Source organism: Stenotrophomonas sp. FW305-C-20-S1 (assembly GCF_058783335.1).
Genome location: NZ_JBYTEK010000010.1, coordinates 86,252 through 100,164, shown reverse-complemented (window position 1 = coordinate 100,164; position 13,913 = coordinate 86,252). Strand labels below are relative to the sequence as shown.

At 66.4% G+C, this 13,913-nt stretch carries 11 protein-coding genes; 6 read left to right on the top strand and 5 right to left on the bottom strand.

Annotated features, from left to right (window positions below; all coding sequences use genetic code 11):
* Positions 1-399: 399 nt before the first annotated feature.
* From AC3WTC_RS07705 to AC3WTC_RS07680, 6 genes are all read left to right on the top strand, one after another.
* Positions 400-1,797, top strand: coding sequence for a ribosomal protein uL16 3-hydroxylase (locus AC3WTC_RS07705; protein ID WP_492711244.1), 1,398 nt, complete (start codon positions 400-402; stop codon positions 1,795-1,797).
* A gap of 3 nt (positions 1,798-1,800) precedes the next feature.
* Positions 1,801-2,703 (top strand): GNAT family N-acetyltransferase, encoded by a 903-nt coding sequence (locus AC3WTC_RS07700; RefSeq protein WP_032978874.1) that lies wholly within the window; start codon positions 1,801-1,803, stop codon positions 2,701-2,703.
* Between the two features lie 186 nt (positions 2,704-2,889).
* Positions 2,890-5,721, top strand: coding sequence for a 2-oxoglutarate dehydrogenase E1 component (locus tag AC3WTC_RS07695; protein ID WP_032978870.1), 2,832 nt, complete (start codon positions 2,890-2,892; stop codon positions 5,719-5,721).
* Between the two features lie 39 nt (positions 5,722-5,760).
* Positions 5,761-6,960: a dihydrolipoyllysine-residue succinyltransferase gene (gene sucB, locus AC3WTC_RS07690; RefSeq protein WP_025876796.1), complete on the top strand. Its 1,200-nt coding sequence runs from the start codon at positions 5,761-5,763 to the stop codon at positions 6,958-6,960.
* A gap of 63 nt (positions 6,961-7,023) precedes the next feature.
* Complete coding sequence (gene lpdA / locus AC3WTC_RS07685) at positions 7,024-8,460, top strand: dihydrolipoyl dehydrogenase (protein ID WP_032951934.1); 1,437 nt, start codon at positions 7,024-7,026, stop codon at positions 8,458-8,460.
* A gap of 163 nt (positions 8,461-8,623) precedes the next feature.
* Entirely contained in the window at positions 8,624-9,034 is a 411-nt protein-coding gene (locus AC3WTC_RS07680) for a hypothetical protein (RefSeq protein ID WP_051585183.1), read from the top strand.
* A 28-nt stretch (positions 9,035-9,062) separates the two neighbouring features.
* Here the strand turns inward: AC3WTC_RS07680 and AC3WTC_RS07675 are convergent, their stop codons facing one another.
* The 5 genes from AC3WTC_RS07675 to asnB all read right to left on the bottom strand — a co-directional run bounded on the left by AC3WTC_RS07675 (position 9,063) and on the right by asnB (position 13,910).
* Positions 9,063-9,323 (bottom strand): hypothetical protein, encoded by a 261-nt coding sequence (locus AC3WTC_RS07675; RefSeq protein ID WP_492711243.1) that lies wholly within the window; start codon positions 9,321-9,323, stop codon positions 9,063-9,065.
* Positions 9,320-9,532, bottom strand: coding sequence for a hypothetical protein (locus AC3WTC_RS07670; RefSeq protein WP_025876788.1), 213 nt, complete (start codon positions 9,530-9,532; stop codon positions 9,320-9,322). The genes AC3WTC_RS07675 and AC3WTC_RS07670 overlap by 4 nt, the downstream gene beginning before the upstream one ends.
* Positions 9,533-9,695: 163 nt before the next feature.
* Entirely contained in the window at positions 9,696-11,126 is a 1,431-nt protein-coding gene (locus AC3WTC_RS07665; protein ID WP_025876786.1) for a replicative DNA helicase, read from the bottom strand.
* Positions 11,127-11,339: 213 nt separating this feature from the next.
* Positions 11,340-11,900, bottom strand: coding sequence for an NADPH-dependent FMN reductase (locus AC3WTC_RS07660; RefSeq protein WP_033831525.1), 561 nt, complete (start codon positions 11,898-11,900; stop codon positions 11,340-11,342).
* 66 nt (positions 11,901-11,966) lie between these two features.
* The gene (gene asnB / locus AC3WTC_RS07655; protein WP_492711242.1) at positions 11,967-13,910 is read right to left on the bottom strand and encodes an asparagine synthase (glutamine-hydrolyzing); all 1,944 of its coding nucleotides are present in this window, start codon (positions 13,908-13,910) and stop codon (positions 11,967-11,969) included.
* Between the last annotated feature and the right edge of the window lie 3 nt (positions 13,911-13,913).

Sequence of the window (13,913 nt, the reverse complement as noted above, 5' to 3'; positions counted from 1 at the left end):
CTTTTGATTTTCTTCTTCCATTCCGTGGCGGGCCACGCAGGAAACTGTCAGGGGCCGGGCGGGTGGGCCATGCAGGGGCGTTGGCGCCATGGATGGCGCCATCGAGCTTACAGGGGTGAGGGCGCTTTGCTTGCGAAGCAATGCTTCGCGAGCGACCGAACGCCCAGCCGCCAGCGGCTGGGCCGGGCCCCGGAGGGGGACTTGCAGCGTCCCCCGCGCAGCCCACCCGCCCGGCCAATCCCAGCTTTTGCTTTCGACCCCCGCCACGAGGGGCTCAGCCGTTGGCCGGACCCCGCGACAAACCAGCACACGTGCGCAATCCCATCGAACGTCGGACAATGGAGCCCTTGGCGGCCCGCCACGCCGCCCCTCCCGCTTTCCGCTGCAAGGAACTCCCCCATGGCCGCCCGCAAGTCCTCCTCCCCCCTGATCGAAGTCACCGCCCGCCGCGGCCAGCCGCTGGGCATGGCACCGGCCACCTTCCTGCGTGACTTCTGGCAGAAACGCCCGCTGCTGATCCGCAATGCCTTCCCGGATTTCCAGACCCCGGTACAGCCGGAAGACCTGGCCGGCCTGGCCTGCGAAGAGGGCGTGCTGGCCCGCCTGATCGAGCACGACAAGGCCCAGGACAGCTGGCGCGTGCGCAGCGGCCCGTTCCAGGAAGACATCTTCCCCGCCCTGCCCGACCACGACTGGACCCTGCTGGTGCAGGACGTGGACAAATGGGACAAGGACGTGCGCGCCCTGATCGAACACTTCAGCTTCCTGCCGCGCTGGCGCATGGACGATGTGATGATCAGCTTCGCTGCTACCGGTGGCTCGGTCGGTGCCCATGTCGACCAGTACGACGTGTTCCTGCTGCAGGCCCACGGCCACCGCCGCTGGCAGATCGATGCCAGTGAATCGATCAAGGGCAAGCGCCCGCCGCTGGGCTTCCGCCCCGACGTGGAACTGAAGCTGCTGGAAGTGTTCAAGCCGACCCATGACTGGGTGCTGGCGCCGGGCGACATGCTGTACCTGCCGCCGAACGTTCCGCATCACGGCGTTGCCGAAGACCCGTGCCTGACGTTCTCGTTCGGCATGCGCGCACCGTCTTCGGCCGAGCTGATCAGTGACTACCTGGACACGTTGATCGCCGACGCCGACGAGAACATCCGCTACCAGGACGCCGACCTGAAGGCGCCGGCCGACCCGAACGAGATCGACACCGTGGCGATGGCGCGGGTGATCACCGCGCTCAACGCCATCCGCATGAACGATCCGGACAAGCTGGGTGACTGGTTCGGCCGCTTCATCACCACCTACCGCGCCGCCGGCGAGGTGATGGCCCATCAGGCCGCGCCGCCGCAGGAAGAAGTGCTCGAGGCCCTGCAGTCGGGCCTGCTGCTGCAGCGCCACCCGTGGGCGCGCCTGGCCTGGCGCCGGGCCAAGCGCGGTGCCAGCCTGTATGTCAGTGGCCAGGACTTCGCCCTGCCGGTCAAGGACGCGCAGCGCCTGGCAGGTGCCGAGCAGCTCGACGCCGCCGCCTACCGCGGTCTGTACGACAAGGGCCGTGCGGTGGTCCAGCAGTTGCTGGTCGGCGGCGTGTTCCAGCTGATCGATCCGAACGAGGTGTACGCCGACGAGGAGGAAGAGGTGCTGGGTGAAGTGATCGAGGGCCACGAGCAGGTCGAGGTGATCGAGGCTGACTCGATGTCCGATGACGTCCATCTGGTGACCGTGCACGACGACGGTATTGAAGTGATCGTCAACTTCGATGACCACGACGAAGACGACAGCGACGCCGGCCGCGGCTGAGCCATGAGCCCGCTGCGGGTCCAGCAGGTCAGTCACGCCGAGGCCCACGTCGCCATCCACGACGTGCGCCAGCGGGTGTTCGTGCAGGAACAGGGCATCGACGCCGCCCTGGAGCGCGATGCCCTGGACCCGGTCTGTGCCCACGTGCTGGCGCTGGATGCCGACGGGCATCCGGTCGGCACCGGGCGGCTGGCGCCCGATGGCCGTATCGGCCGCATGGCGGTGCTGGCGGCGTATCGCGGCCACGGCATTGGCGAGGCCCTGCTTGAGGCACTGGTGCAGGCCGGGCGCCAGCTCGGCCTGGCCGAGCTGCACCTGCATGCGCAGCTGCCGGCACGCGACTTCTACGCCCGCCAGGGCTTCCTTCCGGAGGGCCCCGAATTCGAAGAAGCCGGCATTGGCCACCAGCAGATGCGGCGCCGCCTGCAGGCCGTTTCCGCCATCGACAGCCGCGCTGAAGCGGTGGCGATCACCACGGCGATCATCCACCGCGCCCGCCGTCGATTGTGGCTGCACAGCCGGCAGCTGGACCCCGGCCTGCTGGACGCGCCACCGGTACAGGCAGCCCTGCGCCGCTTCGTCACCGCCCGCCACGACAAGCAGCTGCGGGTGATCGTGCATGACGCCGCAGCCATCGCCAGCGCCGGTGCGCCGCTGCTGGCGCTGTTCCAGCGCCTTCCCAGTGTGATCCAGTTCCGCGAGGTCGCCGATCCGATCGATCGCGCCCTGGCCTCGGCCTGCCTGCTCAACGATGCAGGCGACTTCTACTTTCGTCTCATCGGCCATCGCCTCGACGGCGAATCGGCAATCGCGCTGCCGGCACGTTCGCAGCCGTTCGAGCAGCAATTGCAGCGTGTCTGGGACCGTTCGCGCGAATGCAGCGAATTGCGCGCACTCGGCATCTGACCGCGACCGGTGCGCTCAACCTGTCTGGGACCGACACCGGGGGACGCCCGATGCCCTCGTCGCTGCCCCTTCGTGTCCGGATGGGGGTACAATTTGGCCGTTTGAACGCGCCCGTGCATGGCTATTCATCTTCGTGCCGGGTCCTTCTGAAGCCATACCCCACAAAGCGAATCAGCACCCTCCATCGTGGACAATCAACTGAAGCAGTTTGCGCAATCTTCGCAACTCGCCGGCGGCAACGCCTCCTATGTCGAGGACCTGTACGAGCAGTACCTGGTCTCCCCGGATAGTGTCGATCCCAAATGGAAAACCTACTTCGACGGCTTCAAGGGCCGCGAAGCGGGCGACATTCCGCACTCGGCCGTCATTTCCCACATCGCGGACGCGGCCAAGGATGCGCTGAAAGCAGGCACCGGCACCGGTGCAGGCGATGAGCGCGAGCGCAATGTCGGTCGTCTGATCACCGCCTACCGTTCGCGTGGTCATCTGGACGCCCGCCTGGACCCGCTGGGCCTGGCCTCTCCGGTCAACACCCCGGACCTCGGCCTGCCCTTCCACAACCTGTCCGATGCTGACCTCAACAGCGAGTTCAGCACCGGCGGCGTGGGTGGCCAGCCGCGCATGAAGCTGCGTGACCTGCTGGCGCGCCTGAAGGCGACCTACACCGGTTCGATCGGTGCGGAGTTCATGCACATCTCCGAGGTCGAGCAGCGCCAGTGGATCTACAAGAAGCTGGAACTGGCCGGTGGCAACTACCAGCTGGACGCTGACACCCAGCGCCGCACGCTGGAGCGCCTGACCGCCGCCGAAGGCCTCGAGCGCTACCTGCACACCAAGTACGTCGGCCAGAAGCGCTTCTCGCTGGAAGGCGGCGACTCGCTGATCCCGATGATGGACACCATCATCCGCAGCGCCGGCAAGGATGGCGTCAAGGACGTGGTGATCGGCATGGCCCACCGCGGCCGCCTGAACGTGCTGGTCAACACCCTCGGCAAGAACCCGCGCAAGCTGTTCGACGAATTCGAAGGCAAGTTCGAGCACGACGAGCACGCTTCGGCCGGCGATGTGAAATACCACATGGGCTTCTCCGCCGACGTGGCCACCGAGGGTGGCCCGGTGCATCTGGCCCTGGCGTTCAACCCGTCGCACCTGGAAATCGCCGACCCGGTGGTTGCCGGCTCGGTGCGTTCGCGCCAGGAACGCCGCAAGGACACCGCACGCAAGCAGGTGATGCCGATCCTGATCCACGGCGACGCGGCCTTCTCCGGCCAGGGCGTGGTCATGGAGCTGTTCCAGATGTCGCAGGCCCGCGGCTTCGCCGTTGGCGGCACCGTGCACATCGTGGTCAACAACCAGGTCGGCTTCACCACCTCCAATCCGCAGGACACGCGCTCCACGCGCTATGCCACCGACGTGGCGAAGATGATTGCCGCCCCGGTGCTGCACGTGAACGGCGATGATCCCGAAGCGGTGGTGTTCGCCGCGCAGCTGGCGTTCGAGTTCCGCCAGAAGTTCGCCAAGGACGTGGTCATCGACCTGATGTGCTACCGCCGTTGGGGCCACAACGAGGCCGACGAGCCGGCGATCACCCAGCCGCTGATGTACCAGGTGATCCGCAAGCACGCCACCACCCGCGAGATGTACGCCGAGCAACTGGAAAAGGCAGGCGTGATCGCCGCTGGCGCCGGCAAGGCGATGGTCGATGCGTACCGCGAGAAGCTCGATGCCGGTGAAGTGACCACCGAGCTGGCCAAGGTCGAAAAGACCCCGCCGACCAGCCCGCTGTTCGTTGATTGGCCGAAGCTGCTGGAAGGCAAGCTGTCCGATCCGGTGTCGACGAAGGTCGACAAGGACAAGCTGGTCGCGCTGGCCAAGCTGATCAACACCGTGCCCGAAGAAGTGCAGCTGCACTCGCGCGTCTCAAAGGTGTACGACGACCGCCGCAAGATGGCTGCCGGCGAGATCCCGGGCGACTGGGGCTTTGCCGAGAACCTGGCCTACGCCACCCTGCTGGATGAAGGCAGTGCGCTGCGCCTGGTCGGCCAGGACGTCGGCCGCGGCACGTTCACCCACCGCCACGCGATCCTGCACGACCAGAAGACCGACAACTACTACCTGCCGCTGCGGCAGCTGGTGGATTCGCCGGAGAAGGCCACCGTCATCGATTCGCTGCTCAGCGAAGAAGCAGTGATGGCCTACGAGTACGGTTTCTCGACCACCGATCCGAACACCCTGTGCATCTGGGAAGGCCAGTTCGGCGACTTCGCCAACGGCGCCCAGGTGGTGATCGACCAGTTCATCGCCGCCGGCGAAGCAAAGTGGGGCCGCATCTCTGGCCTGACCCTGCTGCTGCCGCATGGCTATGAAGGCCAGGGCCCGGAACACAGCTCGGCGCGCCTGGAGCGCTTCCTGCAGCTGTGCGCGCTGGAGAACATGCTGGTGGTGGTGCCGTCGACCCCGGCGCAGGCCTTCCACATGCTGCGTCGCCAGCAGCACCTGACCACCCGCAAGCCGCTGGTGGTGATGTCGCCCAAGTCGCTGCTGCGCCACAAGCTGGCCGTGTCGACCCTGGACGAGCTGGCCAATGGCGAGTTCCAGCACCTGATCGGCGATGCCAATGCAGATGCCAAGAAGGTCAAGCGCGTGGTGCTGTGCTCGGGCAAGGTCTACTACGACCTGCTGGAAGACCAGACCAAGCGTGGCCAGGACGATGTGGCGATCATCCGCGTGGAGCAGCTGTATCCGTTCCCGCGTGCGCTGCTGGCTGCCGAACTGAAGAAGTACGGCAAGGCCACCGACGTGGTGTGGACGCAGGAAGAACCGCAGAACCAGGGCGCGTGGTACCAGATCCGCCACCACCTGCAGTTCTGCCTGGCCGATGGCCAGAGCCTGCACTACGCCGGTCGCGCACGTTCGGCTTCGCCGGCTGCCGGTCACATGGCTGACCACGTCCGCGAACAGCAGCAGCTGGTCGCCGATGCACTGGTCAACCCGTTCAACGACTCGTTCGCTGAATAACTCTCCCCCTATTTAGAAGACAAACCAGGAAGCTCCCGCATGGCCACCGAAGTCAAAGCCCCGGTACTGCCCGAATCCGTCGCCGACGGCACCATCGCCACCTGGCACAAGAAGGTGGGCGACGCCGTCAAGCGCGACGAAAACCTGCTTGACCTGGAAACCGACAAGGTCGTCCTGGAAGTGCCGTCGCCGGTCGATGGCGTGATCAAGGAAATCAAGTTCAAGGAAGGCGACACCGTCACTTCCAGCCAGGTCGTGGCGATCATCGAAGAAGGCGCCGTGGCTGCTGCACCGGCCCCGGCTGCCGAAGAGAAGAAGGCTGAGGCCGCTCCGGCCGCTGCTGCTCCGGCCGCCGCCGCTGCCCCGGCCCCGGCTGCCAAGTCGGCTGCCGACGCGCTGCCGCCGGGCGCCCGCTTCACCGCCATCACCGAAGGCGTGAACCCGGCCGACGTCGACGGCACCGGCCGTCGTGGCGCCGTCACCAAGGAAGACATCGTCAACTTCGCCCGCAACGGCGGCGCCGGCAAGGCCGGTGGCGCACGTCCGGAAGAACGCGTGCCGATGACCCGCATCCGCAAGCGCATCGCCGAGCGCCTGATGGAGTCGAAGAACTCCACCGCCATGCTGACCACCTTCAACGAAGTCGACCTGTCCAAGGTGTCGGCGGCGCGCAAGGAACTGCAGGACGAGTTCGTCAAGGCACACGGCATCAAGCTCGGCTTCATGAGCTTCTTCGTGAAGGCCGCCGCCAACGCGCTGCAGCGCTTCCCGCTGGTCAATGCCTCCATCGACGGCGACGACATTATCTACCACGGCTACTCGGACATCTCGATCGCCGTGTCGACCGAGAAGGGCCTGGTCACGCCGGTGCTGCGCAACGTCGAGCGCATGTCGTTCGCCGACATCGAAAAGACCATCGCCGACTACGCCAAGAAGGCCCGTGACGGCAAGCTGAGCCTGGAAGAACTGCAGGGCGGCACCTTCACCGTGACCAACGGCGGCACCTTCGGTTCGCTGCTGTCGACCCCGATCATCAACCCGCCGCAGAGCGCCATCCTCGGCATGCACGCCATCAAGGAGCGCCCGATCGCCCAGAACGGCCAGGTCGTGATCGCGCCGATGATGTACCTGGCGCTGTCCTACGATCACCGCATCATCGACGGCAAGGACTCGGTGCAGTTCCTGGTGGACATCAAGAACCAGCTGGAAAACCCGGGCCGCATGCTGTTCGGCCTGTAAGAGACCTCCCGCCCCTCCGCGCCTGCGCGGAGGGGTTCTGGTAATGCAACAAGGACTATTTCAATGGCTGAACAATTCGACGTCGTCGTCATCGGTGCCGGCCCGGCCGGTTACCACGCTGCCATCCGCGCGGCCCAGCTTGGCCTGAAGACCGCCTGCATCGACGCAGCGCTGGGCAAGGACGGCAAGCCGGCCCTGGGTGGCACCTGCCTGCGCGTGGGCTGCATCCCGTCCAAGGCGCTGCTGGATTCCTCGCGCCAGTTCTGGAACATGGGCCACATCTTTGGCGACCACGGCATCAGCTTCAAGGATGCCAAGATGGACGTCGAAGCGATGGTTGGCCGCAAGGACAAGATCGTCAAGCAGTTCACCGGCGGCATCGCCATGCTGTTCAAGGCCAACAAGGTCGCCGCCTATTACGGCTTCGGCGAACTGCAGCCGGGCAACGTGGTCAAGGTCACCCAGCATGACGGCTCGGTCGTCGAGCTGAAGGGCACCAACGTCATCATCGCCGCCGGTTCGGATTCGATCGAACTGCCGTTCGCCAAGTTCGACGGCGAAACCATCGTCGACAACGTCGGCGGCCTGGACTTCACCGAAGTGCCGGCGCGCTTGGCCGTGATCGGCGCCGGTGTGATCGGCCTGGAACTGGGCAGCGTGTGGAAGCGCCTGGGTTCGGAAGTGACCATCCTGGAAGCGCTGCCGGACTTCCTGGCTGCGGCCGATACCGAAGTGGCCAAGACCGCCGCCAAGGAATTCAAGAAGCAGGGCCTGGACATCCGCCTGGGTGCCAAGGTCTCCAAGGCCGAAGTGACCGGCAAGGGCAAGAAGAAGGAAGTCGCCCTGACCTACACCGACGCCGAAGGCGAGAAGTCGCTGGTGGTGGACAAGCTGCTGGTGGCCGTTGGCCGTCGCGCCGCCACCAAGGGCCTGCTGGCCGAAGGTACCGGCGTCAAGATCAACGAGCGTGGCCAGATCGAAGTCGACGCGCACTGCCACACCGGCGTCAATGGCGTCTGGGCGGTCGGTGACTGCGTGCGCGGCCCGATGCTGGCGCACAAGGGCTTCGAGGAAGGCATCGCGGTTGCCGAACTGATCGCCGGCCTGCCGGGCCACGTCAACTTCGACACTATTCCGTGGGTCATCTACACCGAGCCGGAGCTGGCCTGGGTCGGCAAGACCGAGCAGCAGCTGAAGGCCGAGGGCATCCCGTACAAGGCCGGCAGCTTCCCGTTCGCCGCCAACGGCCGTGCCGTGGCGATGATCGAGCCGGCAGGCTTCGTGAAGGTTCTGGCCCACGCCGAAACCGATCGCATCCTGGGCATGCACCTGGTCGGCGCCAACGTGTCCGAGCTGGTGCACGAAGGCGTGCTGACCATGGAGTTCAGCGGTTCGGCCGACGACCTGGCGCGGATCTGCCACGCTCACCCGTCGCTGTCGGAAGTGGTGCACGACGCGGCGATGGCCGTGAGCAAGCGCGCGATCCACAAGGCGAACTGAGCCATCGGGTAGTGCCGGCCACTGGCCAGCGTTGCTGGATACGAAAAACCCCGCCTCGGCGGGGTTTTTTGTTGGCCGCTTGACCGCCCGCCTGCAACCCGGCCCAATGCAACCGGCCAGGGAATGCTGTGGCCGCCGCCGATTTCCATGGAGTCGTACGATCATGCACCTGTCCCGCTTCTGCCGCCTGCCATTGCTGCTCGGCTTCGCCTTGGCCGGGTGCACTGCCACCCCAGCCAGAACCGACTACCGCGCAGCCGAGGTGCAGCCGGTCGAAGTGATGCCGCAACGCGATGGCGACGTGCTGATCCGCTACCACGTACCTGCCGAGACGCTCTTCCACTCACCCGGCGCGGATGTGCGCACGGCCAGCGATGGCAGCCTGGAAGTATCCCTGCGGCGCTGTGGGATCAAGCAGCCCTGCACGGTGACCCATCCGGCGGCAGCCACCGCTGGGGCGCCGCTGCAGGTTGAATTCGTAGTGCGCCCGCGTGGCCGCATCATCATGGTCTACCGCGATCTGCGGGAACAGGTGTTCCCGGCACCGCCAGCCGCCGCGGCACCTTCATCCTGAAGCCGCCACCGTACCGGTAGATGGCGGATCAGCGCTGCACCGGCCGCGGCGCCGGCTTGGCGGCAGCCCTCTTCGGCGGATCGTCACAGATGCGATGCTGGACGACCGTGTCCCCTGCCTTCCACTCCTTCACCACCCGGCAGGATTCCTTGGGCGCATCCTCTGCAGTCGCGGCGGTGGCGGCCAAAGCAGGATCATGCCCGCGCTCCAGGTAGGCCGACGGCGGCTCCTTGGCGGACGCGGGCGCCGCCACCAGCAGCGCCACCATCGCAATGACGAGCGGCCTCATGCGGTCACCGGGCCGCCGCCCAGCAGGCGTGCCGGCAGCATGAACAGCGCGCGCAGGAAGGCGAACAGTGCCGAGAAGGTGATGCCGAGCAGGCGGAACGGCAGGCTCAGCAGCCACACGAACGGCCAGGCGACCAGCGCCAGGATCGCCAACGGCCAGCACAGCACGAACAGCAGGCACCAGACACCAAGCGCAAACAAGGTCTTCATCAGAGGCTCCCTCGGCGGCACCCCGCCGCCTGCAACCACGTTGCTGCCCCGCCCTGTCGCCCGCAAACGGTTTGCGACGAAACCCGGTTGGGGGGCGATGAAACCTGCCGCTGGGGAGCAGATCCGCCGGGCATGGCCCGGCGCTACCGTAACGCCGTCGGCGCTATTCGAACGAACCGACCGAGTCGTGGGCCAGGTTGTCGAAACGGGTGTATTCGCCGAAGAACTTCAGCTTGCACGAGCCGGTGGGGCCACCGCGGTGCTTGCCGATGATGATCTCGGCCAGGCCCTTGTCCGGCGAATTTTCCTTGTTGTAGTAATCGTCGCGGTAGATGAAGACGATCATGTCCGCATCCTGCTCGATTGCGCCCGATTCGCGAAGGTCGGCCATTACCGGGCGCTTGTCGGTACGTGTTTCCAGCGAGCGGTTGAGCTGGGACAGTGCAATGACCGGCACGTGCAGTTCCTTGGCCAGGCCCTTCAGCGAACGCGAGATCTCGGAAATTTCGGTCGCGCGGTTCTCGCTGTTGCCCGGCACGCTCATCAGCTGCAGGTAGTCGATCACGATCAGGCCCAGGTCGTGCTCGCGCTTGAGGCGGCGGCACTTGGAACGCAGGATCTCCGGCGACACGCCCGGCGTATCGTCGATGAAGATCTTGGTTTCCTTCAACATCTTGATCGCACCGGTCACCCGGCTCCAGTCCTCGTCCTCCAGCTGGCCGGTACGCAGGCGCTGCGCGTTGATGCGGCCATTGGACGAGATCAGGCGCATCGCCAGCTGCGATGCGGACATTTCCATCGAGAACACCGCCACGCCCTTCTTCGACTTGATCGCCGCGTACTCGGCGATGTTCAGGGCGAAGGTGGTCTTGCCCATCGCAGGACGCGCAGCAAGGATGATCAGATCGGTCGGCTGCAGGCCGGCGGTCATCGCATCGAAATCGGTATAGCCGGTCGGCAGGCCGGTGATGTTGCCGCCATTCTCGAAGCGGTTGCGCAGCTCTTCGAACGCGTCCTTCAACGCACCGGGCATGGCCACGAAGTCGGTACGGCCGCGCGCGCCCTGTTCGGCAATGGCAAACACGCTCTTTTCCGCAGCGGACAGAAGCTCGCTGCTGTCGCGACCCTCGGGCTGGAAACCATCGTTGACGATGTCGGTGCCGACCTGGATCAGCTGCCGCAGCACCGCCTTGTCGCGCACGATCTCGGCATAGGCCACGATGTTGGCCGCCGACGGCGTGGTGCTGGCCAGTTCGATCAGATAGGCGCCATCGCCCACCAGCTCCATCTTGCCCTGTGATTCGAACCACTCGCCCAGGGTCACCGCATCGAAGGGGCGCTCGCGCTCGGACAGCTCGCGGATCGCCCGGTAGATCATCTGGTGGTCGCGGCGGTAGAAGTCGCCCTCGGTCAACTGGTCGTTGACCCGATCGTAGGCCTCCGGTGCCAGCATCAGGCCACCCAGCACCGCCTGTTCAGCCTCCACCGAGTGCGGCGGCACGCGCAACTGGTCGATACGCGATTCATCGCGATCGCGATCGAAGCCATCGCCGCGCTCTCTGCGGTTGGAACGGAAGCCGGAACGGGCGGACATGCTGCGGTGTTTCCTGCAAAAGGGGCCAGACGAGTGTAGGCATGCGCCGAGCCCGGCGGCCATGGACAAACCTGTGGATAAGCCGTGGAAGAACGGGGGATATCCGCCTGAGCCTGTCCAGACTGGCGCGAGGGCGTCGCATTGCCTGCGACGGGCGTCGTTGCGACGCCCGAAGCGGACCATTATCGCAGATGGGAACCGCCGCTGCTGGCGTCAATCGCCCTTGGCATGTACCGCGATCAGGGCCAGGAACCGGTCCACATAGCCCTGCAGGAACGTCTGCGTGCCCTCGTTGTGGATCGTGCCGTCGGCATCGATCAGGCCATCCTTGAAGTGGATGAACGCCTCGGGCTGGCCAAGCACGTGCATGTCCAGGAAGGCCAGGCTGTTGCGCAGGTGCTGCTGGGCCACCGCCGTGCCGATCTGGCCGATGGAAGCGCCGATCACCGCCGCTGGCTTGCCCGCAAAAGCGCTGTCGCCGTAGGGGCGCGAGCCGATGTCGATGGCATTCTTCAACACGCCCGGCACGGAACGGTTGTACTCGGGGGTCACGAACAGCACGGCGTCGGCGGCACGTACCTGGTCCTTCAGGCGCGTGCCCTGCGCCGGGTAGCTGGCGTCGAAATCCTGGTCGTACAGCGGCAGGTCGCCGATCTGCACATACTGGAAGCGCGCCTTGTCGCCCGCAAGTTTCTCCAGCGCGCGGGCCAGCTTGCGGTTGCATGAGTCCTTGCGCAGGCTGCCGACGAATACAGCAATGGTGGGGACGGACATCAGGACATACTCCTCACGGTGCGGGAGAGCCAGCCTAGCCCCCGCCCCCTTCCCCACCGGTGAAGATCAATCGCGCTTCACGCCTGCACGCACCTGCCGCCAATGGTCCTGCCAGGCCTGGAACATCAGCACGTTCCACAGGTGCGTGTGCCACTTGCGCTGGCCGCCCAGGAACTGCTGCCACAGTGGCTGCACGGCGGCGGCCGACAGCACGCCTTCGCGTTCCAGTCGCGCCGGCTGCAACAGTTCGTCCGCCCAGGGCTTCAGATCGCCCTTCAGCCAATCACTGACCGGTGCGCCGAATCCACGCTTGGGCCGGTGCACCATCGACTGCGGCACGTACCGCCCCAGCACGCGCTTGAGCAGCACCTTGCTGGTCGACTCACTGCGCTTGAAGCCCAGCGGCAGCGACCAGGCGAACTCGGCCACGCGCCAGTCCAGCAAGGGCGCACGTGCCTCCAGGCTGACCGCCATCGAGGTGCGGTCGACCTTGCACAGCAGATCGTCGGGCAGATAGCTGACGAAGTCGGCCAGCATCATCGCGTCGGCCGGCGTACCGGCACCATGCAGCGGATCGGCCAGATCGTAGAAGCTGCCCGCCTCGCGTGCACCGATCACCGCGGCCGCCGGATCGCGCCAGCGCGAGATGCGGTTGCGATACACATCGCCGATGCCACGTGCGCCGGTTTCAGCCAGCAACGCGGCCAGCCCGCCGGTGCGCGACGCCTCGCCCTGCTGGTGCGCACGCGCGCCCATCCAGCGCCGCAGCGGCGCGGGCACCCGTCCCAGCATCTGCCAGTTGCGCAGCGCACGCACATAGCGGGTATAGCCGAAGAACAGCTCATCGCCGCCATCGCCGGACAGTGCGACGGTCACGCCCTGGCGGGCGAGGCGGGCGACCAGCGCGGTCGGCACCTGCGAGGCATCGGCAAAGGGTTCGTCGAACATCGCCGGCAGCTGCGGCACCACCGCCAGCGCATCGGCGCCACTGACATACAGCTCGGTGTGATCACAGCCAAGGTGGGTAGCCAGTTCCCTGGCCAACGGTGCCTCGTCGTGGTGCGAGCCGCTGAAGCCGATGCTGAAGCTGTGCACCGGCTGCCCGCTCTGCGCCTGCATCAGCGCCGCCACCAGCGACGAATCGGTGCCGCCGGACAGGAACACGCCTACCGGCACATCGGCGACCATGCGCAGCGCCACGGCATCGCGCAGCAGGCCATCCAGCTGTTCCTCGGCCTCCTCGATGCGGCCCTGGAACGGTGCGGCCAGTGCCGCCTGCATGCGCGCGCGCGCGTCCCAGTACGGACGCTGCGCCTGCTCGGGCCGATGGGCGCTGGCTCCAGCCGCAACCGCCGCCGCATCCAGCCGCAGCACGCGCCCGGGCATCAGCTTGTAGCAGCGTTGGTGGATGCTGTGCGGTGCCGGGATGTAATCCAGCCGCAGCAGCAGCGTCAGTGCATCGCGGTCGATATCGTTGTCGAAATCCGGGTGCTGCCACAGCGCCTTCAGCTCCGAGCCGAACACCAGGGCATCACCGGCCCATCCGTAGTACAGCGGCTTCTTGCCGACCCGGTCGCGGGCCAGCCACAGGCACTGCTCCTGGCGGTCCCACAGGGCGATGGCGAACATGCCGTTGGCGCGCTGCAGGGTGTCCTCGACGCCCCACTGCAGGATCGCGGCCAACAGCACCTCGGTATCGGAATGGCCACGGAACGCATGCCCCAGCGGCTCCAGTTCGGCGCGCAGCGTGGCGAAGTTGTAGACCTCGCCGTTGTAGGCCATCACATAGCGGCCGTCGGCCGAGGCCATCGGCTGGTGGCCCAGCGGTGAAAGATCGAGGATGCTCAGGCGCCGGTGGGCCAGGGCAATGCCAGCGGCCGCATCGACCCAGGTACCGCCGTCATCCGGCCCGCGATGGTGCAGTGCTTGGCCCATGGCACGCGCCTGCGCCTGCAGGACCTCGGCCGGCGTCTGTACCGCCGGCAACAACATACCTGCCAATCCACACATGCA

Coding starts and splice junctions, on each gene's coding strand:
- AC3WTC_RS07705 (WP_492711244.1), top strand. CDS start 400: ATGGCCGCCCGCAAGTCCTCCTCCCCCCTGATCGAAGTCACCGCCCGC.
- AC3WTC_RS07670 (WP_025876788.1), bottom strand. CDS start 9,532: ATGAAGACCTTGTTTGCGCTTGGTGTCTGGTGCCTGCTGTTCGTGCTG.
- asnB (WP_492711242.1), bottom strand. CDS start 13,910: ATGTGTGGATTGGCAGGTATGTTGTTGCCGGCGGTACAGACGCCGGCC.
- AC3WTC_RS07660 (WP_033831525.1), bottom strand. CDS start 11,900: ATGTCCGTCCCCACCATTGCTGTATTCGTCGGCAGCCTGCGCAAGGAC.
- AC3WTC_RS07700 (WP_032978874.1), top strand. CDS start 1,801: ATGAGCCCGCTGCGGGTCCAGCAGGTCAGTCACGCCGAGGCCCACGTC.
- lpdA (WP_032951934.1), top strand. CDS start 7,024: ATGGCTGAACAATTCGACGTCGTCGTCATCGGTGCCGGCCCGGCCGGT.
- AC3WTC_RS07680 (WP_051585183.1), top strand. CDS start 8,624: ATGCACCTGTCCCGCTTCTGCCGCCTGCCATTGCTGCTCGGCTTCGCC.
- AC3WTC_RS07675 (WP_492711243.1), bottom strand. CDS start 9,323: ATGAGGCCGCTCGTCATTGCGATGGTGGCGCTGCTGGTGGCGGCGCCC.
- sucB (WP_025876796.1), top strand. CDS start 5,761: ATGGCCACCGAAGTCAAAGCCCCGGTACTGCCCGAATCCGTCGCCGAC.
- AC3WTC_RS07665 (WP_025876786.1), bottom strand. CDS start 11,126: ATGTCCGCCCGTTCCGGCTTCCGTTCCAACCGCAGAGAGCGCGGCGAT.